This window comes from Nocardioides lentus (assembly GCF_039529515.1).
Classification (GTDB): domain Bacteria; phylum Actinomycetota; class Actinomycetes; order Propionibacteriales; family Nocardioidaceae; genus Nocardioides; species Nocardioides lentus.
Genome location: NZ_BAAAMY010000001.1, coordinates 205,082 through 223,943 on the forward strand (window position 1 = coordinate 205,082; position 18,862 = coordinate 223,943).

Annotated in this window: 18 protein-coding genes and 3 tRNA genes; 13 read left to right on the plus strand and 8 right to left on the minus strand. The window is 74.9% G+C overall.

Annotated elements, in window-relative coordinates:
• Positions 1-92: 92 nt before the first annotated feature.
• Together ABD158_RS00940 and ABD158_RS00945 are read left to right on the plus strand one after the other, a co-directional pair.
• A complete protein-coding gene (locus ABD158_RS00940; protein ID WP_344002403.1) occupies positions 93-905 on the plus strand; it encodes a class I SAM-dependent methyltransferase in 813 nt (270 codons plus the stop codon).
• Positions 896-1,885, plus strand: a complete 990-nt coding sequence (locus ABD158_RS00945) for a phytanoyl-CoA dioxygenase family protein (protein ID WP_344002406.1) — start codon at positions 896-898, stop codon at positions 1,883-1,885. Before ABD158_RS00940 ends, ABD158_RS00945 begins: the two co-directional genes overlap by 10 nt.
• On the opposite strand, the gene ABD158_RS00950 is transcribed toward ABD158_RS00945, so the two are convergent.
• A complete protein-coding gene (locus ABD158_RS00950; RefSeq protein WP_344002408.1) occupies positions 1,854-2,507 on the minus strand; it encodes a 2'-5' RNA ligase family protein in 654 nt (217 codons plus the stop codon). The genes ABD158_RS00945 and ABD158_RS00950 overlap by 32 nt on opposite strands.
• A 21-nt stretch (positions 2,508-2,528) precedes the next feature.
• Positions 2,529-2,601: transfer RNA gene (locus ABD158_RS00955), tRNA-Arg, on the minus strand.
• A gap of 97 nt (positions 2,602-2,698) precedes the next feature.
• On the opposite strand from ABD158_RS00955, the gene ABD158_RS00960 reads away from it, so the two are divergent.
• The 3 genes from ABD158_RS00960 (at position 2,699) to ABD158_RS00970 (ending at position 6,467) form a co-directional block, all read left to right on the plus strand.
• Positions 2,699-3,286: a hypothetical protein gene (locus ABD158_RS00960; RefSeq protein ID WP_344002410.1), complete on the plus strand. Its 588-nt coding sequence runs from the start codon at positions 2,699-2,701 to the stop codon at positions 3,284-3,286.
• A gap of 215 nt (positions 3,287-3,501) precedes the next feature.
• The gene (locus ABD158_RS00965; RefSeq protein WP_344002413.1) at positions 3,502-5,310 is read left to right on the plus strand and encodes a phosphoenolpyruvate carboxykinase (GTP); all 1,809 of its coding nucleotides are present in this window, start codon (positions 3,502-3,504) and stop codon (positions 5,308-5,310) included.
• 134 nt (positions 5,311-5,444) lie between these two features.
• On the plus strand, positions 5,445-6,467 hold the full coding sequence (locus ABD158_RS00970; RefSeq protein ID WP_344002416.1) for a TrmB family transcriptional regulator: 1,023 nt from the start codon (positions 5,445-5,447) through the stop codon (positions 6,465-6,467).
• 118 nt (positions 6,468-6,585) lie between these two features.
• Here the strand turns inward: ABD158_RS00970 and ABD158_RS00975 are convergent, their stop codons facing one another.
• The 3 genes from ABD158_RS00975 to ABD158_RS00985 all read right to left on the minus strand — a co-directional run bounded on the left by ABD158_RS00975 (position 6,586) and on the right by ABD158_RS00985 (position 7,719).
• Positions 6,586-6,747: a hypothetical protein gene (locus ABD158_RS00975; protein WP_344002419.1), complete on the minus strand. Its 162-nt coding sequence runs from the start codon at positions 6,745-6,747 to the stop codon at positions 6,586-6,588.
• Positions 6,748-7,096: 349 nt separating this feature from the next.
• Positions 7,097-7,184 (minus strand) — tRNA-Ser (locus ABD158_RS00980).
• 85 nt (positions 7,185-7,269) lie between these two features.
• Entirely contained in the window at positions 7,270-7,719 is a 450-nt protein-coding gene (locus ABD158_RS00985; protein ID WP_344002422.1) for a hypothetical protein, read from the minus strand.
• A gap of 50 nt (positions 7,720-7,769) precedes the next feature.
• Here ABD158_RS00985 and ABD158_RS00990 point away from each other — a divergent pair.
• The 3 genes from ABD158_RS00990 to ABD158_RS01000 all read left to right on the plus strand — a co-directional run bounded on the left by ABD158_RS00990 (position 7,770) and on the right by ABD158_RS01000 (position 11,149).
• Positions 7,770-7,858, plus strand: a tRNA-Ser gene (locus tag ABD158_RS00990).
• 427 nt (positions 7,859-8,285) lie between these two features.
• On the plus strand, positions 8,286-10,463 hold the full coding sequence (locus tag ABD158_RS00995) for an ATP-binding protein (protein ID WP_344002425.1): 2,178 nt from the start codon (positions 8,286-8,288) through the stop codon (positions 10,461-10,463).
• 23 nt (positions 10,464-10,486) lie between these two features.
• On the plus strand, positions 10,487-11,149 hold the full coding sequence (locus ABD158_RS01000; protein ID WP_344002427.1) for a response regulator transcription factor: 663 nt from the start codon (positions 10,487-10,489) through the stop codon (positions 11,147-11,149).
• A gap of 152 nt (positions 11,150-11,301) precedes the next feature.
• Here the strand turns inward: ABD158_RS01000 and ABD158_RS01005 are convergent, their stop codons facing one another.
• The 3 genes from ABD158_RS01005 to ABD158_RS01015 are packed head-to-tail and all read right to left on the minus strand — an operon-like array spanning position 11,302 to position 13,415.
• The gene (locus ABD158_RS01005) at positions 11,302-11,529 is read right to left on the minus strand and encodes a biotin/lipoyl-binding carrier protein (protein ID WP_344002430.1); all 228 of its coding nucleotides are present in this window, start codon (positions 11,527-11,529) and stop codon (positions 11,302-11,304) included.
• 39 nt (positions 11,530-11,568) lie between these two features.
• Positions 11,569-12,621 carry a hypothetical protein gene (locus ABD158_RS01010; RefSeq protein ID WP_344002433.1) on the minus strand — a complete coding sequence of 351 codons (1,053 nt, stop codon included), beginning with the start codon at positions 12,619-12,621 and terminating at the stop codon, positions 11,569-11,571.
• 11 nt (positions 12,622-12,632) lie between these two features.
• Complete coding sequence (locus ABD158_RS01015) at positions 12,633-13,415, minus strand: carbon-nitrogen hydrolase family protein (RefSeq protein ID WP_344002436.1); 783 nt, start codon at positions 13,413-13,415, stop codon at positions 12,633-12,635.
• A 39-nt stretch (positions 13,416-13,454) separates the two neighbouring features.
• Between ABD158_RS01015 and ABD158_RS01020 the strand changes: the two genes are divergently transcribed.
• The 5 genes from ABD158_RS01020 to crtI all read left to right on the plus strand — a co-directional run bounded on the left by ABD158_RS01020 (position 13,455) and on the right by crtI (position 18,858).
• Positions 13,455-14,540 (plus strand): GNAT family N-acetyltransferase, encoded by a 1,086-nt coding sequence (locus tag ABD158_RS01020; protein ID WP_344002439.1) that lies wholly within the window; start codon positions 13,455-13,457, stop codon positions 14,538-14,540.
• Between the two features lie 9 nt (positions 14,541-14,549).
• The gene (locus tag ABD158_RS01025) at positions 14,550-15,530 is read left to right on the plus strand and encodes an NAD(P)H-quinone oxidoreductase (RefSeq protein ID WP_344002442.1); all 981 of its coding nucleotides are present in this window, start codon (positions 14,550-14,552) and stop codon (positions 15,528-15,530) included.
• A gap of 63 nt (positions 15,531-15,593) precedes the next feature.
• A complete protein-coding gene (locus ABD158_RS01030; RefSeq protein WP_344002445.1) occupies positions 15,594-16,241 on the plus strand; it encodes a bacterial proteasome activator family protein in 648 nt (215 codons plus the stop codon).
• Positions 16,242-16,312: 71 nt separating this feature from the next.
• Positions 16,313-17,221, plus strand: coding sequence for a phytoene/squalene synthase family protein (locus ABD158_RS01035; protein ID WP_344002448.1), 909 nt, complete (start codon positions 16,313-16,315; stop codon positions 17,219-17,221).
• On the plus strand, positions 17,218-18,858 hold the full coding sequence (gene crtI / locus ABD158_RS01040) for a phytoene desaturase family protein (protein WP_344002451.1): 1,641 nt from the start codon (positions 17,218-17,220) through the stop codon (positions 18,856-18,858). Before ABD158_RS01035 ends, crtI begins: the two co-directional genes overlap by 4 nt.
• Positions 18,859-18,862 lie beyond the last annotated feature (4 nt).

The following is an 18,862-nucleotide window of genomic DNA, read 5'->3' on the forward strand; positions in this document are numbered from 1 at the left end:
GAGCGGGCTAGGTTGGACACTGCTTCAGCGTCACACAGGCGGCGACACGGCAGGCACGGTGGTCTGCTCCGGAGCGGGACGACAGGGGCAGCGTGAGCACAGGTGACACCGCGGACCGCAGCCTCCAGCACTGGAGCGAGTCGGGCCGCACCGGCATGGAGGCGTTCTACGCCCTGGCCACCGAGGACTACCGCCAGCTCGCGCTCGCCGCTGACTGGCCCGAGCTGCTCCGCGAGAGGGCCCACGACGGCTGGTCGCTGCTGGACGTGGCGTGCGGCAGCGGGAAGTTCCCGACCGCGCTGCGCACCCACACGGACCTGAGCGGGGTCCCCGCCGTCGCCTACGACCTGCTGGACCCGTCGGCCTTCTCGGTCCGCGAGGCGCGCGGCGTCCTCGCCCCGCCGTTCGTGCCCCGCCACGAGCTGGTGACGACGCTGCAGGACCTGCCCGCCGAGCACGCCGGCTACGACGTCGTCTGGGCCGTCCACGCCCTGTACGCCCTGCCCCCCGAGGAGCTCGACCTCGCGGCGGAGCGGTTCGTCGCGGCGCTGGCCCCGGGCGGTCTGGGGCTCGTCGCCCAGGCCACGGCGTCCTCCCACTACCTGGCCTTCTACGACGCCTTCCGGGCCGGGGTGCGCGACGCCACGCCGTACTCGACGGCCGAGCAGGTGCGCGACGCCCTCACCCGGGCGGGCGCCGACGTGCGCGACCAGCGCGTCACCTACCGCACCGGCAGCGGGGACCGGGACGTCGTCGAGGGGTTCCTGCAGCGCTGCGCGTTCGACGACTCGGTGTCGCTGACCGAGATGGAGGCGGCGCCCGTCCTGGGTGGGTACCTCGCCTCGTGCCGCGACGCGGACGGCCGCTACGACTTCGACCACGAGGTGTCCCTGCTATGGCTCTGAACCCCGACGTCACCAACGACCGGCTCCCCGAGCAGAACCGCGGCGGCGGCCTGGAGCAGGACTGGGCGGGCGACGACCAGGACTGGTGGGACTGGTACGTCACCCTCGCCAAGAACGAGGAGACCCCCACCGAGCTCGTCGCGGGCCCGGGACTGCCCGACGTCGCGCCGGCCTCCGACGAGGAGCTCGCCCGCGAGCTGGCGGAGCCCTACGACCTCGACCCGACGGCGCGCGAGGCCTTCCGGCGCGAGGCGTTCGTCCGGCTGCCCGCCGTGCTCTCCGCGCCCGTCGTACGACGGCTGGCGGAGCGTCTCGAGGAGCTCCTGCGGGCCGAGCACGGGGACGACGTCGCCGGTCGGTTCACCGCCCTGGAGCAGATGTGGCTCCACGACGACCTGATGCGGGCGGTCGCGCTCTCGCCGCGGCTCGGCGGGCTCGCCGCCGAGCTCCTCGACGAGCCCGCCGTGCGGATCTACCACGACAACGCCCTGTCGAAGGAGCCCGGCTGCGGCCGCACCCCGTGGCACCACGACGCCGAGCACTTCCCGCTCCAGACGGTGCAGGCGGTCACGGCGTGGATGCCGATGTCGTCGATCCCGGGACGGATGGGGCCGCTCTCCTTCGCCCGGGGCCGGGACGTGCGCGACGAGGTGGCCGACCTGGAGTTCGACAAGGTCACCTCCTCCTACGACGAGTCGGTCGCCCAGCGGTTCGCCGAGCGCCAGGTCGCGGTGGAGTCCCACCCGTTCGCGGTCGGTGACGTCTCCTTCCACTCCGCGCTGTGCTTCCACACCGCCGGGCCCAACCTGACGACCCAGCCGCGGCGGGCGCTGGCCACCACCTACTTCGCCGACGGCGCCCGCGTCGTGGAGTCGCCCACCCTGATCAGCGGCGCCTGGCGCGACTTCCTGCCCGGGGTGCAGCCGGGCGGCCTCGCGGCCTCCGAGCTCAACCCCGTGGTCGGTCGCCGCCGCGCCTGACGCGGTCGTCGCGGCCGACGTCACCGCCGCGCCCCAGCTCCCACTCCGCGACCGTGCGGCACCCGTGGTTGGCGTACCACTGCAGCGCCACCCGCTCCGCGCGACAGACGGCCGGCAGCAGCCGGCCGAGTGCCCTTCGCGTCCCGGCGAGGGTGACCCCCTCGCTGATCCGGTCGACCGTGAGGTGCGGGACCGGGCGGTGCCGGCCGGCGTACGGCGGACAGCTCGGGAAGGCGGCGGCCAGCTCGGCCGTCAGCGCGGCGAAGGGCCCGGACGGCGACGGCGGGAGGTGGAGGGTGCCGTCGGGGAAGGCCCGCACGTCCTCGAGCACGAACCCGAAAGCCGGCGCCGCGGCGACGATCCGCGCGACGACGTCCAGGTCGCAGGTCGTGGGCGCGTCGAGCCAGGGCGCCAGCAGCGTGATGTGGGCGTGGACGAAGCCGGGGTCGTCGGAGAGGAACGAGGCGTCGTGGTGGCGGGTCCGCTCCACGACGTACGGCTCCAGCCGGGGCACCGGCACGACCAGCACGTGGTGGCCCTCCGACCACTCGGAGTCCCCCTCGGCGCACGGCGGCGCGTCGCGGTCGTCCGCAGCACGTCGAGGGCCCAGGTCGACGATCATCGACCTGGGCTCCGTGTCCTGCGCGCCTGTAGGGATTCGAACCCCAAACCTTCTGATCCGTAGTCAGATGCTCTATCCGTTGAGCTACAGGCGCCCGTCACCGACCTGCGGTGACCGCACGACGATAGCCGACCGGCGCCGCGGGTCGCCAATCAGGGTCGGGTTGTTGCGCGACCCCGGAGGATCGGGGGGTGACCCGCCGACCCGCCCGCCTCCCGTCGTACGCCGGGTGGCTGGTCGTGCTCGGGCTGCTGGCGGCGGGCTGCACCACCGCCGGGGAGCCGGCCGCGCCGGCCCCGGAGGAGAGCGGCTCCCCGGCCGCGGAGCCGTTCCGCGCCCCCGAGCTGGACGGCGGGGACGCGACCGGCGGCGCGCCCGCCTTCGACGGCCGGCTGGCGGTCACGCTCGGCGACGCGCAGCGGCGCGTGATCCGCGAGCCCTGCACCGCCAACGCGATCGAGCGGCTGTGCGGCTCGTCGGCGCGGTTCGCGCTGCTGCCCCGCGGCGAGGCGCGTCCCCTCACGCTCGTCGCGGCGACGACCACCACCGCCCCGGACGGGCTGACCTGGCAGGTGCGCCTCGACGTCGCGCCCGCCGACGCGCCCCTGCCCCGTCCTGCGCCCGGGCTCGTGCAGGTCCTGCGCGGCGCGGGAGGTGTCGAGCTCGAGGTCGGCGACGACGCCCGCGTCACCGGACGCACGATCCTGCTGCGGGGGCTCACGAAGAGCGCGGCCTGGGGCCTGGTCGAGCGCCTCCGCAACGCCGCCGGCCGGCGCTAGGGGCCTGGGCCGACCCCGTCCCACCGGGCCACGCCAGCCTTGATCGATCCAATAGGTGCGGCCCGAACGCGCTGTGTAGCCTCGGCGCACCCACCGGGCGGACGCCTGGTCGGGCGACCCCACAACGTCCTCGGCAACGACGCCGTCGGCCACATACAGAGACTCCACGACCCGCCGACACGCTCGGCGGAGCACCGCGAGAGGGACCAACAGGCATGACCGCCGAACTCCAGGAGCCCACCACCCACCGAGGCATCCTCGACTGGGTCAACGAGGTCGCGGAGCTCACGCAGCCCGACCGCATCCACTGGTGCACCGGCTCCGACGAGGAGTGGCAGGAGCTCACCGCGAGCCTCGTCGGCTCGGGGACCTTCACCCAGCTCGACCCGGCCAAGAAGCCGAACTCCTTCCACGCCGCCTCGGACCCGATCGACGTCGCGCGGGTCGAGGACCGCACCTACATCTGCTCGGTCGACGAGAAGGACTGCGGGCCCACCAACAACTGGATGGACCCCGAGGAGATGAAGACCCTCATGCGCGGGCTGTACGCCGGCTGCATGAAGGGCCGCACGATGTACGTCATCCCCTTCGTGATGGGCCACCTCGAGGCCGAGAGCCCGATGTTCGGCATCGAGATCACCGACTCGGCGTACGTCACCGCCTCGATGCGGGTCATGTCGCGCATGGGCTCCCACGTGCTGCGGCGGATGGAGGAGCTCGACGCGGCGTACGTGCCGTGCCTGCACTCCGTCGGCATGCCGCTGGAGGAGGGCCAGGCCGACGTCGCGTGGCCGTGCAACGACACCAAGTACATCGTGCAGTTCCCCGAGGAGCGGGCCATCTGGTCCTTCGGCTCCGGCTACGGCGGCAACGCGCTGCTCGGCAAGAAGTGCTACGCCCTGCGCATCGCGAGCGTCATGGCCCGCGACGAGGGCTGGCTCGCCGAGCACATGCTGATCCTCAAGCTCACCTCGCCCGAGGGCGTCGTGAAGTTCGTGACCGCCGCCTTCCCCAGCGCCTGCGGCAAGACCAACCTGGCCATGCTCGAGCCCACGATCCCGGGCTGGAAGGTCGAGACCCTCGGCGACGACATCGCCTGGATGCGCATCGGCGAGGACGGCCGCCTGTGGGCGGTCAACCCCGAGTTCGGCTTCTTCGGCGTCGCTCCCGGCACCAACGAGCACACCAACCCCAACGCGATGAAGACCATCAACAAGGGCAACTCGGTCTTCACCAACGTCGCGCTCACCGACGACGGCGACATCTGGTGGGAGGGTCTCGAGGGGATGCCCGACCACGCCACGTCGTGGAAGGGCGAGGACTGGACGCCCGACTCCGACCAGCCGTCCTCGCACCCCAACAGCCGCTACTGCACCCCGATCAAGCAGTGCGACATCCTCGCCCCCGAGTACGACGACCCGCGCGGCGTGCCGATCGACGCCATCCTCTTCGGCGGGCGCCGCAAGACGACCGTCCCGCTGGTCTTCGAGGCCCGCGACTGGACCCACGGCACCTTCCTCGGCGCGACGCTGTCCAGCGAGACCACCGCGGCCGCGACCGGCCAGGTGGGCGTCGTGCGGCGCGACCCGATGGCGATGCTGCCGTTCATCGGCTACCACGCGGGCGACTACTTCAACCACTGGATCACGATGGGCAAGGAGAACGACGCGGCCAAGCTGCCGAAGATCTTCTACGTCAACTGGTTCCGTCGTGACGACGAGGGCGGCTTCCTGTGGCCGGGCTTCGGCGAGAACAGCCGCGTGCTCAAGTGGATCGTCGAGCGCATCGACGGCCAGGCCGCGGCCAAGGAGACCCCGATCGGCCACGTGCCGGCCGACGGCTCGCTCGACGTCGACGGCCTCGACATGACGCCCGAGGCCCTCGAGGCGGCCCTCGCGGTCGACGCCGAGGAGTGGAAGGCCGAGCTGCCGCAGATCCAGGAGTGGTTCGAGAAGTTCGGCGACAACCTGCCCGCCGTGCTCTGGACCGAGCTCGACGGCCTGAGGACCCGCCTGGGCGCCTGACCCGGCGACGTCGCACGCGGTCGGCGCCTCGCGCCGGCTCCCGAACCCCCGTCAGGTGAAACCTGGCGGGGGTTCGTGCCCTCGGTGCAAGAATGCGCTGACCGGGGGCGGGCGGGAAGGGGTGGAGCACGGGAGTGCCAGAACTCGATGCACAGGACCGCGCCCTGCTGGAGACGGCGGGCACCGAGCTGTGGGAGCGGATCGTGTCCGCCGGGGGCCTCGACGTCGAGGACCCGGCCCTCGCGGTGGGGGGAGAGGACCACCCGGCGTTCACCCTCCTGCAACGCCTCGGTCTCGTCAGCGTGGACCCCGAGTCGGCCCGCTACGTCGCCGTCGACCCCTCGACCGTGCAGTCACGCGTGGTCACCCCGCTCGGCCAGCGCGGCGCCGAGCTGCTCACCGAGTCGTCGCAGTGGGCCACGGCGTTCAACGGTCTGGCGCAGGCCTGGCGCCGGGCACCGCAGCCGGCCACGGGCCCCTACACGGAGATCCGCGGCGTGCCCGCGATCAACGCGTACCTCGCCTCCCTGCTGGTCGACGCCCAGACCGAGATGCTGACGGCGCAGCCCCAGACCGGCCGGAACGCCGCGACGCTGGCCGCGGCGAAGGAGCGCGACCTCCCCCTGCTCGATCGCGGCGTCTCCATCCGCACCCTCTACCAGCACTCCGCGCGGCGCAGCCCGTTCCAGCACGAGTACGTCGCCGCGGTCACCGCACGCGGCGGCGAGATCCGCACGCTCGACGAGTTCTTCAACCGGCTGATCGTGGTCGACCGCCAGGTCGCCGTCATCCCGAGCGCCGAGGGCACCTCGACGGCCCTGGTCATCCGCGAGCGGTCGCTGATCGCGTACCTGGTCGACGTCTTCGAGCGTCACTGGGAGCGGGCGCGGCCCTTCACCAGCAAGGACAAGGACGTGATGCGGAGCATCGCCGCCGAGCAGCGGGCGATGACGATCCGGATGCTCGTCGAGGGCCACTCCGACCCGGTCAGCGCCAAGCGCCTCGGGGTGAGCCCGCGGACCTTCGCCGGCTACATCGCCGACCTCAAGACGGAGTACGAGATCCAGACCCGCTTCCAGCTCGGCTACGAGATGGGCCGGCGCGGCGTGTCGGGCGACGTCACGGCCGAGGAGCTGGCCGACCCCGACGAACAGTGAGGGCGGCGACCGCGTGGTCGCCGCCCTCAAATCCTCGAGACCAGCCGGGGGGTGGCTGACAGACCAGGGGGGTGGGTCCATGCCTCGGGGCATCACGGCCCGCGCGGGGCCGTGAAGATCAGTGCCAGCCGCTGTCCCGTCGAGCGCTCACGACGTACGTGCTGGTCTTGGTCTGGGAGGCGCCGTCCTCGGCACTGGCCGCCGACGCGGAGACCGAGACCACACCGACGCTCAGGACGGCGACGACGATGGTGGTGGCGACTCGACGAAGGTGCTTCATGACGCTCCCGCAGATGGTCGGTGATGGAAGTCCGAACGACTTCCGCCTGCGGGATCAATCATGGGGCGCTGCAGGAGTTTGCAGCAGGGCATCGCTGCCTCAGAAAGATGCAATGCAAGGACTTGCAAAAGGGCGCGCTCAGTAGAGCCCAACGATCCAGGGGCCCGAGACAGCCGTGACCGGCGAGGCCCCCGTGGGACGAGGTTGGACAGTACAACGCACGACTGTGCACCACCATCACCACCGCCGGTGGCGGATCGCGGAGATCGGCACGCGCGGGCTCGGCGGTCGGCGGACGCCGCCGCGGCGGGGACCGTGGCCCGGTGCGACACCGGGCCACGGTCGGCTGCGGAGGCGGCGGGATTTGAACCCGCGAGAGGTAATCAACCTCAACCCGCTTAGCAGGCGGGCGCCATAGGCCACTAGGCGACGCCTCCCCGGCAGCGCGACACAGGCTACAAGGGCCCGACCGGTGCGGCGAATCAGGCTCCCGCGCTGGTCACGCGCGATGCGCCCCGGCCCTCAGAGGGGACGGAGCCCGCGTCCGCGACGGAGGTGCTCCTGCATCTCGCGCACGAACCGGTCGCGGTCGACGGCCAGCACCGTGACCGGGATCGTGGTGGAGCGGCCGTCGCGCAGCCGCAGGACGACGCACGGGCTGCCGGCGACCTCGGCGGTGACCGCGTCCTCGACGTCCTTCCACCGCGCCCGCGTCGTGCCGGCGCCGCGGACGAAGCGGACGACGTACCCCTCGTCGGTCACGCGGAGCACCCAGCCGACCCGGACGGCGGCGTACCCGGTGGCCGACACGCCGAGCAGGCCGACGACCGCGACCACGAGCAGCACCCAGCCGGGGAGGCCGAGCGCCGCCACCGCGAGGGTCAGCACGAGGATCAGGACCCCGACCAGCAGCAGGGCCGCGCCGACCACGCGGGCGACGAGCTGCGGGGAGAGTCGGTACTGCGTCGTCACGCCTCTAGGATCGCAGGCACGCCCGACCCCCGGCTGACGGGGGACGGCGTGGAGGGGTGCCCGAGCGGCCTAAGGGAACCGCCTTGAAAGCGGTCGCCGGCAGCGATGTCGGCCGCGGGTTCGAATCCCGCCCCCTCTGCGATTCGCCAGCCGGGCGCGAGGAACGAGCGCCCGGCGTGGGGCGAATCGGGTCGAGCGAGCCCCGCGACCGAGGGACGAGGTCGCGGTGCGCGTCGAGACACCGGTGACGGGCGCGCCCACGTCGCGGTCCGCGAGGAACGAGCGCCCGGCGTGGGCGAATCGGGTCGAGCAAGCCCCGCGACCGAGGAACGAGGTCGCGGTGCGCGTCGAGACGCCGGTGACGGGCGCGCCCACGTCGCGGTCCGCGAGGAACCAGCGCCCGGCGCGGGGCGAATCGGGTCGAGCAAGCCCCGCGACCGAGGAACGAGGTCGCGGTGCGCGTCGAGACACCGGTGGCCGGTGACGGGCGCGCCCACCTCGGGCTCGACGCCACGGGCCGACCGGCGCCGAAGGTCGGTGTCGGCGGGCGCGCCTATCCTCCGAGCATGCATGGGGATGCAGGCGGGTCGTGGCGACGGTCGGTGGACCGGGTGGTGCTCGTCGGCGGCGCGTTCGTGGCGGGCGCCCACGTGGCCGGCACCGTGCTGGCGCTGGCGCTGTCCGGTCGCGGGCTGCTGACGACGAGCGGGGCGGCGTGGGCCGTGCTGCTCGTCAGCCAGGTCGCGCTGGTCGCGCTCTGCCTGCGCGAGCGGCGCCGCGGGCCGGGCGGTGCGTCAGGGGCCGTCGCGGTCGCGGTCGCCGGGGTCAGCCTGGTGAGCGCCTGCCTGGTGGCGCGCGACCCGGCGCTGGCGGCCTTCGCGGTGCAGCTGCTGCCGGTCAACGCGCTGCAGAACGTGATGCTCGCGCCGGTGGCGTTCGCGAGCAGCGCCCGGGTGACGCTGGTCGTCGTGGGGGTGGCCGGAGTGCTGCACGTCGTGCTGCGCGGGGCCACCGTCGACCTCGGACCGTTCGGGGGTCTCGACGAGTGGGTGCTCCCGGCGGGGATGGCGCTGTCGATCTGGGCGGTGGTGGGCCACCTCCGCTCGGCGGCGGAGTCCGCCGACCGGGCGTTCGGGCGCGGCAGCCGGCTCACGGCGGAGCGCAGCGACCGGGCCAACGCCGAGCTGGCGCTGGAGGCCACCCGGCGGGTCGTGCACGACGACGTGATCAGCGCCTTGTCGGCGGTCGAGCTCGGTCTGCCGGAGGCGGAGCGGCGCCGCGCCTGCCGCGCGGCGCTCGCGGCCCTGTCGGACACCGACGGGGTCGCCGACGTCCGGGCGCTGACCGACCGGCTCCGGGCCGGCTCGACGCTGCGGCTCGACGTCGACGACAGCGACTGGGGGGCCGCTCCCCCGCCGCGGGTCCTGGGCGCGCTGCGCGGCGCGATCGGCGAGGCGCTGCGCAACGCGGCCCGCCACGGCGACGCCCTGAGCGCACGCGTGGAGCTGCGGTCCTCCGCGGACCGGGCGGCGGCCACGGTCACCGACGACGGCGCGGGCCTCGCACCCGGCTGGCAGCCGGGCTTCGGCATCCGACGCTCGATCGTCGGCCGGATGCGCGAGGTCGGCGGCGCGGCGTACGTCGGGCCGTCGCCCTCGGGCCCGGGGGCGGAGGTGCGGCTCGTCTGGCCGGAGGCCCGGGGGCTCGACCCGCTGTCGGGGCGACGGTCGCTGTGGGACTACGGGCGGGCGGTGCGCACGATCGCGGTGATCCCGGCGGTGACCAACAGCTACCTCTTCCTGCGCTACCCCGGCGAGCAGCCGCCGGTGTCGCTGGCGGTGCTGCTCGGCCTGGGGCTGGTCCTCGTGGCCGTCGTCCGTCGGACGACGGCGCGCGAGGGCTTCGGTCCGACGCTCCTGGTCGGCCTCGTCGTCGCCGTCTGCGGCCTCACCTGGCTCGGCCTGGTCGCCGCGGGCCCGCAGACGCTCTACAGCGTGGAGTCGTGGGTGGTCGGGGCAGGCGCCAACGTGCTGTGCATCGTCGCCTTCCAGGTCGCGCCCCGGGCCGGCGTGCTGATGGCGGTGGCGCAGGTCGCCACCGTGGTCGCGTTCGCCGCCGTCGCCCCCGGGATCGGTCCCCTCGACCCGGCGGGAGCGCTCCTCACCCCGCTGACGGTGATCGGGGTGGGGATCGTCTTCGGCACGGGTGTGCGTCGCAGCGAGCGACGGATGGCGCGCCTCGTCGAGACCCTCACCCGGCAGCGGGAGGTGTCGGCCTGGTCGCGGTCCTTCGCGGAGTCCCGGCGGGTGCGCCTCGCGCACCTCGAGGATGCGGTGGTGCCCTTCCTGCGCGGCGTCGCCACCGGCACCGGGCCCGCCGACCCCGAGCGCGCGCGGGTGCTGGCGGCGCGCTGCCGCGACGACCTCTACCTCACCCGGCCGCTCGACCCCGCGACGAGGGCCGCGGTCGACGACGCCCGCGCCCGGGGCACCGGCGTCGCGATCCGGGCGGTCGAGGAGGACTCACCGGACCTGCCGATGGCCGCCTGGCGGCTGCTGCGGGCCGTGCTGCTCGCCACCGACCCCGACCATCGGGTGACCGTGCTGCCCGCGACCGCCGACGAGCCCGCCCGGCTCGTCGTGGTGCCCCCGCTCGACCAGGATCCGCCCGACGCCGAGGGCCACCGCGACGCCACGCGCTCGACGTACGTCGTGTCCCCCGATCGTCCGACTTCCCGATCGTGACGGGTCCGCGTGGCATGGGCGGTGTGCACAGCGTGAACGGCCCGCGGGAGGGCGAGCGGATCCGGGTCGCCTCGATCGACAACCACCCGGTCGTGCGCGACGGGATCGAGCTGAGCCTGATGCGCCGCGCGCCCGACATGGAGCTCGTCGCCTCCGTCGACGACGTCGAGCAGCTGCTGGCCCTCGACGTGGCGGTCGACGTGGTGCTGCTCGACCTCTACCTGGCGTCGGGCACCTCCTCGGCGCCGTCCATCCCGACCCTCATGGCCACGGGCGCGCGCGTGCTGGTCTACACGACCCAGGAGAAGCCGGTGCCGCTGCGCGACGCCGTGGCGTACGGCGCGTGCGGGGTGCTGCTCAAGAGCGACCCGCCCGAGACGCTGGTGGGGGCGATCCGGGGCGCCGCGGACGGCGAGTTCTGCTGCTCCGGTCCGCTGGCCCACGCACTGGTGACCGACCCGACGCTGGCGGCGCAGCTGTCGCCGCGGCAGGTGGAGATCCTCCGCGCCCTCGACGAGGGCCTCACCTACCGCCAGGTCGCCGCCATGCACGGCGTCACCAAGGACGCGTCCTCGGTGAAGACGCACCTGTCACGGATCCGGGAGAAGTTCCGGGCGCTCGGTCTCGAGCCCGGCAACACCCACCACCTGGCGTGGCTGGCCCAGCAGCAGGGCCACCTCGACTGACGCGTCCGGGCCGGCGGCGTCAGCCGATCGGTCGACTGCCGCCGGGGCGGGCCCGGGGTGACGATGGGTCGGGCCGGGTCGGGTCCCGGCGGCCATGGGGGGTGCCAGGGCCCGGTCCAGCCCAGGACCCAGGCCAGGACCCAGGCCGGGACTCAGCCCAGGACGACCAGGACGTCGCCCTCCTGGACGACGTCGCCGGGGTCGACCTTGATGTCCCGCACGACGCCGCCGCGCTCGACCACGACGGGGATCTCCATCTTCATCGACTCCAGCAGCACCACGGAGTCGCCCGGCGCGACGGTGTCGCCGATCGCGACCTCGACGACCATCACGTTGGCCACCATCTCGGCGGTGATCGCCTCCAGCTGTTCGCGTGCCATGGGCGGCAACCTACTCCCACCCGGCCGGGTGGCCCGGACTCAGAGCAGCGGCTGGGTGCGGGCGGGCTCGGGCCGACCGGCGGAGGCCTCCTCGGCGCGGCGGGCGCGGGACCCGCGCGAGCCGGTGAGGGCGAGGTCGACGCGGATCACGACGTACCCGAGCGCGAGGCCCATCACGAGGCTGTACAGGAACGACAGGCTGACCTCCAGCACCGACGAGGCGGGGTTGAGCAGCACGTGGGTCAGCGGCAGCGTGGCCGCGACCCCGAAGGCGCAGACCCACCAGCCCTGGCGGCGGCGGGCGCGCATGTGCACGCCCCAGGCCAGCGCCGGGATGCCCAGCAGCGCCTGGGTCGGGCGGGGCACGGCGCCGAAGCGGTCGCGGAAGTCCGCCACGCCGTCGAGGACCGACTCGACCAGCCCGGGGGTGCCGTAGCGGCGCAGCAGCTCGGCGTACCCGAGCGCGAGGGCCAGCAGCAGCGCGCCCACGAGGACGACGACCAGCCCGCGGCGGCCGAGACCGTGCAGGCCGGCGCCGAGGCGCCAGACGACGCCGAAGGAGACCGCGAGGGCCAGGGCGAGGGTGACGTACTCGAAGCGGCCCAGCAGCACGACGGGCTCGTAGCCGAGGCTCGCGACGGCGGCGATCGCCCCGATCACCGACGCGACGAGGACCTCGCGGGCCGCGACCCGGAACCGCCGGGCCGGCACGGTCGCCATCACCCCCAGCACCCCGCCGACGGCGCAGGTCAGGACCGCCGCACCCGTGCGGAGCTGGTCCAGGTCGCTGACCACGGCGGTGACGCCGAGGACCAGGGCGAGGCCCCCGAACAGCACCGGCCGGCCCCCGACGCGGGCGGCGAGGGCCCAGGTGAAGGCGCTGCTGATCGCGACCGAGCCGGCGTCCGCCAGCCAGCCCGGACCGACCTCCGCGGCGCTCGTGCCGAGGCAGACGAGGGCGGCCGCGACGAGCGTGAACCACGCCGTCACCGGCAGCCGGCTGTCCCGCACCCGGTCGACCCGACCCCGCCACCCGGCGCCCGGCGCGGGCTTCGATGGCGTCGCCCGGCGGCGCCCGGAGGTCGTGGACACGGGGGTCGAGGCTACAGCCGACGGTTCGCCAGGGACGGGTTGGTCTCCCGGGCCGCGGTCAGCACGGCGCGGTCCAGGACGGCGTCGACGCGACCCGCCTCCGGACCCGCCTCCGCGAGCACCCGGCCGAGCGGGTCGACCGCCATCGAGTGGCCCGTGTAGCGGGGCGCCGGCTGCGCCGCGGCGACGACGAAGACCGTGTTCTCGATCGCGCGCGCCCGCAGCAGCGTCCGCCAGTGGTCGACCTTCAGGTCGCCGGCGAGCCACGCCGCCGGCAGCGCCAGCACCTCCGCGCCCGCGTCGACCAGGAGCCGCGCGTGCTCGGGGAAGCGCAGGTCGTAGCAGGTCATCAGGCCCACGGTGAAGCCGCCGACCTCGATCGTCACCGGCTGCGTCGGGCCCGCGGAGAGGCGGTCGGACTCGCGGTAGCCGAAGGAGTCGTACAGGTGGATCTTGCGGTACGACGACCGCTCGCCGCCGGCGCCCGCGGCCACGAGGGTGTTCCACGGGCGGGTCGGGTCCTCGGAGGTCTCGAACATCCCGGCGACGACGGTCGCGCCGCTCTCCTTCGCGACCCCCGCGGCGGCGGTGGCGAACGGCCCGTCCACCGGCTCGGCGTACGGCGAGACGTCGGAGCCGGCCGTGCCGAAGTCGCGGGCGAAGGCCTCGGGCCACACGGCGAGGTCGGTGCCGGCCGGCAGGTCGGCGGCCGTCGCGACCAGCAGGTCGCGGTTGTCGGCGGGCTCCAGGCCGGAGGCCGCCTGGACCAGGCTCACGCGCAGCTGCTCGCTCATCGGTCCAGGGTGCCACGCCGGAGGTGCCACGATGAGCGCGTGGACCTGGCGAGGGTGGGAGCGGGGGTGGGAGCGGGCGTCGTGCTGGCCGGCGGCACCGGCGCGCGCATGGGCGGCGTCGACAAGGCCCGGGTGCGCTGGCGCGAGCGGCGCCTGCTCGAGCACGTGCTCGACGCGTTCGCCGGGGTCGACCCCGTGGTGGTCGTCGGGGCGCCCGTGGCGGACCTCGCGCTGCCCGGCTCCGAGCGGGTGCGGTTCGTCCGTGAGGACCCGCCGGGCGGCGGACCGGCGGCCGGCCTGCTGGCGGGCCTCGACGCGGTCGTCGGCCCCACCGGTCCCGGCCGACCGGTCGCGGTCGTCGCCGTCGACATGCCCGGCGTCGAGGCCGACACCCTGGCCCGGCTCGCGGAGGCGGCCCGCGGCCGCGACGGCGCGGTCCTGCTGGGCCGCGGCGGACGCCGGCAGCTCGCGATGGTGCTCGACCCCGACCGGCTGCGCGCGGCCCGACCCGAGGGCCCCGCCCACGGCCTGCCCGTCCACCGCCTGCTCGCGGGCCTCGACCTGGTCGAGGTGCCCGCCCGCGGCGACGAGGGCGCCGACGTCGACACCTGGGCCGACCTCGACGCCCTCGCCCGCGTGCCGGTCGAGCCCGTCGGGCCCGACGACTGGCAGCGGTGGGCCCGGCTGCGGCTGGAGGCCCTCGAGCTCGCGCCCGCGGCGTACGGGTCGCGGCTGGCGGACTGGGTCGACGCCGACGAGGCGCGCTGGCGCGAGCGGCTGCGCGCGCCCGGCGCGCTGTTCCTGGCCCGTGTGGACGCCGCCGGCCCGGACGCCGGGATGGCCGCCGTCCAGCCCGACGACGCCGGGCGCTGGTGGCTGGTCTCCATGTACGTCGCTCCCACCGCCCGCGGCCGGGGCGTCGCCGACGCGCTGGTCGGGGCGGGCGCCACCCACGTCCGGCGCTCGGGCGGCAGCGCGCTGCGCCTCCACGTGGAGCCCGGCAACGAGCGCGCGCGGGCGACGTACGAGCGGCTGGGGTTCACGGCCGTCGACGAGGCCGATCGTGCCGCCCACGACGACGGGATCGAGATGCTGCGCACGCTCTCCGCGCCCGTGTCCTCCTAGGGTGGCGGCATGCGCGCCGTCGTCGTCGACCAGCCCGGAGGGCCCGAGGTCCTCACCGTCTCCGAGGTGGCCGACCCGCGGCCCGGCCCGGGCGAGGTGCTGCTCGACGTGGCCGCCACCGCGGTGAACCGCGCCGACACCCTGCAGCGCCGCGGCATGTACCCGCCGCCGCCCGGCGCCTCCGAGGTGCTCGGGCTGGAGTGCAGCGGCACCGTCGCCGAGCTCGGCGAGGGCGTCACCGGCTGGTCGGTGGGCGACGAGGTGTGCGCGCTGCTGGCCGGCGGCGGGTACGCCGAGCGGGTCGCCGTGCCGGCCGGGCAGCTGATGGCCGTCCCCGCCGGCGTCGACCTGGTCACCGCGGCCGGGCTGGCCGAGGTCACCTGCACGGTCTGGTCCAACGTCGTCATGCGCGCGGGCCTGCAGGCGGGCGAGACGCTGCTGGTGCACGGCGGGTCCGGCGGGATCGGGTCCTGCGCGATCCAGCTGGCGGTCGCGCTCGGCGCCCGGGTCGCGACGACCGCGGGCGGCCAGGAGAGCCGCGACTTCTGCCGCGAGCTCGGCGCCGGGCTGGTCGTCGACTACCGCGAGCAGGACTTCGTCGAGGAGGTCGCGACGTTCACCGAGGGCCGCGGCGTCGACGTGGTCCTCGACAACATGGGCGCCTCCTACCTCCCCCGCAACGTCCAGGCGCTGGCCACCGAGGGCCGGATCGTCGTGATCGGCATGCAGGGCGGCGTGAAGGGCGAGCTCGACCTCGGCGTGCTGCTCCGCAAGCGCGCCTCGGTGCACGCCACGTCGCTGCGGTCGCGGCCGGTCGAGGAGAAGGCGGAGATCTGCGCCGCCGTCGTCGAGCACGTGTGGCCCCTGGTCGCCGACGGGCGGGTGCGGACCTTCGTCGAGGACATGATGCCGCTCGAGGAGGCCGGCCGCGCCCACGCCCGGATGGAGTCCGGCGGCCACCGCGGCAAGATCGTGCTGACCGTCCGCTGACCTCCGGCCGACCCGGCGGCTGTGTCGGCCGCGGTGTCGGGGGCTGCCCCTACGCTGGAGCCCATGAGCGAGCAGCAGTCAGGTCAGGCACCGCAGGGCGGCGGTGCGGGCGAGGACCACGTGGTCATCATCGGGCCCGACGGCCAGCCGGTCGGCTCCGTGCCCGCCAGCGCGCTGGCGCAGGTCGGGCAGGGTGGCGACGACGACAGCGAGGGCGACGGTGAGCGCAACCTCACCGACCTCGTCGAGCAGCCCGCGAAGGTGCTGCGCATCGGCGGGATGATCAAGCAGCTGCTCGAGGAGGTGAAGGCCGCCCCGCTCGACGAGGCGAGCCGCGCCCGCCTCAAGGAGATCCACCAGTCCTCGATCACCGAGCTCGAGGCCGGCCTGGCTCCCGAGCTCGTCGAGGAGCTGCAGCGGCTCTCGCTGCCCTTCGCGGAGGGCACACCCAGCGAGGGTGAGCTGCGCATCGCGCAGGCCCAGCTGGTGGGTTGGCTGGAGGGTCTGTTCCACGGCATCCAGACCGCCATCTACGCCCAGCAGATGAGCGCCCGCGCCCAGCTCGAGCAGATGCGCCGCGCCCTCCCGGCCGGCATGCCGGGCCAGCCCGGCGCCGGCCACCCGGGGCAGCCCGGGCAGCCCGGCCGCCCCGCCCCCGGTCAGCCCGGTGCGCCCGGCGACGGGCCCGGCTCGGGGGGCATGTACCTCTGAGCGGCTCCCTGGTCGCGGGCCCGACGGGCGCCGCGCTCGTGCGCGGACGCCGCGGTGGGTACGGCGAAGCAGTGACCGCTCTCGCCCCGTCCGCCCCCGCCTCGACGTACGACGGGGTCGCGGACGCGTCCGCGGCCCTCGTCATCGACTCCTTCTCCAGCTCCTTCGGGTTGGCCTCGCGCCTGCTCGGCGCCGGGGTGCGCGGCGAGGTGCGCAACATCTACGCCCTCGTGCGCGTGGCCGACGAGGTGGTCGACGTGCCGGTGCCGCCCGCCGGCCGCGCCCGCCAGCGGGCGTCGTTGGACGCCCTCGAGGCCGAGGTCCTCGACGCCCTCGAGCACGGCTCCAGCACCAACCTCGTCGTCCACGCCTTCGCGCGCACCGCCCGCCGCTGCGGGATCGGGCCGGACCTCGTGGTGCCGTTCTTCGCCTCGATGCGCACCGACCTCGACCGCTCGGTCCACGACGAGGCCAGCCTGGCGACGTACGTCTACGGGTCGGCGGAGGTGGTCGGGCTGATGTGCCTGCGCGCGTTCCTCGCGGACGAGCCCTCGCGGGCCCACCTGTACGACGACCTCGCGCCCGGCGCGCAACGCCTGGGCGCGGCGTTCCAGCTGGTCAACTTCGTGCGCGACCTCGCCGAGGACACCGGTGACCTCGGCCGCTCCTACCTGCCCGGCCTCGAGCCCGACGGCGACGCGGCGCTCCAGGACCCGGCCCGCGACCGGTGGCTCGACGCCGTCGACGGCCACCTCGTCGCCGCCGGCCAGGTCGTGCCCCACCTGCCGCGGTCGAGCCGGCTCGCGGTCTGCGCGGCCCACGACCTCTTCGGCGAGCTGTCCGCGCGGCTGCGGGAGGTGCCGGTGACCGAGCTGCGACGCCGGCGCGTCAGCGTGCCCCGCGCCCGCAAGGCCCGCCTCGTCGCCGCGGTCGTGGCCCGCTCCGGCCTCCCGCGTCCCGCCGTCCGGGTCCTCTCGTGAGCGCCACCTCCCCCGGGACCGGCCCCGGGACCGCCCCCGGGGCCGCCCAGCGGGTCGTCGTCGTCGGCGGCGGCGTCGCCGGTCTCGCCACCGCGACGCTCCTGGCCCGCGACGGGCACCACGTGGAGCTGCTGGAGAAGAACGACGACCTCGGTGGGCGCGCCGGGTCGTGGGAGCGGGACGGGTTCCGCTTCGACCTCGGACCGTCGTGGTGGCTGATGCCCGAGGTGTTCGACCACTACTTCCGGCTGCTGGGCACGACGACCGCCGAGCAGCTCGACCTGGTGCGGCTCGACCCGGGCTACCGCGTCTTCACCGAGGGCAACGCGCCGTTCGACGTCGCCGCCGACGAGGCCGGCAACACGGCGCTCTTCGAGTCGATCGAGCCCGGCGCCGGGGCGGCGCTGACCGACTACCTGCGCTCGGGCCGCGAGGTCTACGACCTCGCCGTCGACCGGTTCCTCTACACGAGCTTCGACTCCGCCGCGGCCTACGCCGGCCGCGCGGTGCTGCGGCGCGCGCCCCGGCTCGCGACCCTGCTGACGCGCTCGCTGGAGAGCTTCGTCGCGTCGCGCTTCGCCGACCGGCGGCTGCGGCAGGTGCTGGGCTACCCGGCGGTGTTCCTCGGCTCCTCCCCCGACCGGGCGCCCGCGATGTACCACCTGATGAGCGCGCTCGACCTCGCTGACGGGGTCCGCTACCCCGACGGCGGCTTCACCCGGCTGGTCGAGGCGATGGCGCGGCTCGCGGCCGACGCGGGTGTGGTGCTGCGCACCGGCGCCGAGGTCACCGCGATCGAGACCGCGCCCCGTCGTACGAGGCGCGGGGACCCACGCCGGGCCGCCGTCACCGGGGTCCGCTGGCGCGAGCCGGGCGAGGGCGACGAGCACGTGGCCGAGGCCGACCTCGTCGTCGGCGCCGCCGACCTCCACCACGTCGAGACGCGGCTGCTGCCGGCCGACCTGCAGACCTACCCCCAGCGCTGGTGGGACAAGGCGGTCTCCGGGCCCGGGGCGGTCCTGGTCTACCTCGGTGTGCGGGGCGAGCTGCCCGAGCTGGCCCACCACTCCCTGTTCTTCACCGAGGACTGGCAGGGCAACTTCGACGCGATCTTCGAGCGGCCGATGCGCACGCCGGACCCGGCGTCGCTCTACGTCTGCAAGCCCTCGGCCACCGACGACTCGGTCGCGCCTGCGGGCCACGAGAACGTGTTCGTCCTCGTGCCGGTGCAGCCCGACCCCGACACGCTGGGCCACGGCGGTCTGGACGGCGGGGGCGACCCGGCGGTCGAGGCCGTCGCCGACCGGGCGGTCGCGATGGTGGCCGAGTGGGCCGGCGTGCCGGACCTCGCGGAGCGGGTCGTCGTGCGGCGCACGATGGGCCCCGGTGACTTCGTGACCGACCTCAACTCGTGGTCCGGCGGCGCGCTCGGCCCGGCGCACGTGCTCAAGCAGTCGGCGTTCTTCCGAGCCGGCAACCGCTCGCGCAAGGTCGACGGGCTGCTCTACGCCGGGTCCAGCACCGTGCCCGGCATCGGACTGCCGATGTGCCTGATCAGCGCCGAGCTCGTGCTGAAGCGGGTCCGGGGCGACCGGTCGGTCGGACCGTCGTCGGAGCCCGTCGCCGCGCAGGTCTGACCCG

What these genes read in the sequence shown, in the direction of transcription:
- ABD158_RS00945 (WP_344002406.1), top strand. Translation starts at nt 896, where the DNA reads ATGGCTCTGAACCCCGACGTCACCAACGACCGGCTCCCCGAGCAGAAC.
- ABD158_RS00950 (WP_344002408.1), bottom strand. Translation starts at nt 2,507, where the DNA reads ATGATCGTCGACCTGGGCCCTCGACGTGCTGCGGACGACCGCGACGCG.
- ABD158_RS00965 (WP_344002413.1), top strand. Translation starts at nt 3,502, where the DNA reads ATGACCGCCGAACTCCAGGAGCCCACCACCCACCGAGGCATCCTCGAC.
- ABD158_RS00975 (WP_344002419.1), bottom strand. Translation starts at nt 6,747, where the DNA reads ATGAAGCACCTTCGTCGAGTCGCCACCACCATCGTCGTCGCCGTCCTG.
- ABD158_RS00995 (WP_344002425.1), top strand. Translation starts at nt 8,286, where the DNA reads ATGCATGGGGATGCAGGCGGGTCGTGGCGACGGTCGGTGGACCGGGTG.
- ABD158_RS01005 (WP_344002430.1), bottom strand. Translation starts at nt 11,529, where the DNA reads ATGGCACGCGAACAGCTGGAGGCGATCACCGCCGAGATGGTGGCCAAC.
- ABD158_RS01015 (WP_344002436.1), bottom strand. Translation starts at nt 13,415, where the DNA reads ATGAGCGAGCAGCTGCGCGTGAGCCTGGTCCAGGCGGCCTCCGGCCTG.
- ABD158_RS01025 (WP_344002442.1), top strand. Translation starts at nt 14,550, where the DNA reads ATGCGCGCCGTCGTCGTCGACCAGCCCGGAGGGCCCGAGGTCCTCACC.
- ABD158_RS01030 (WP_344002445.1), top strand. Translation starts at nt 15,594, where the DNA reads ATGAGCGAGCAGCAGTCAGGTCAGGCACCGCAGGGCGGCGGTGCGGGC.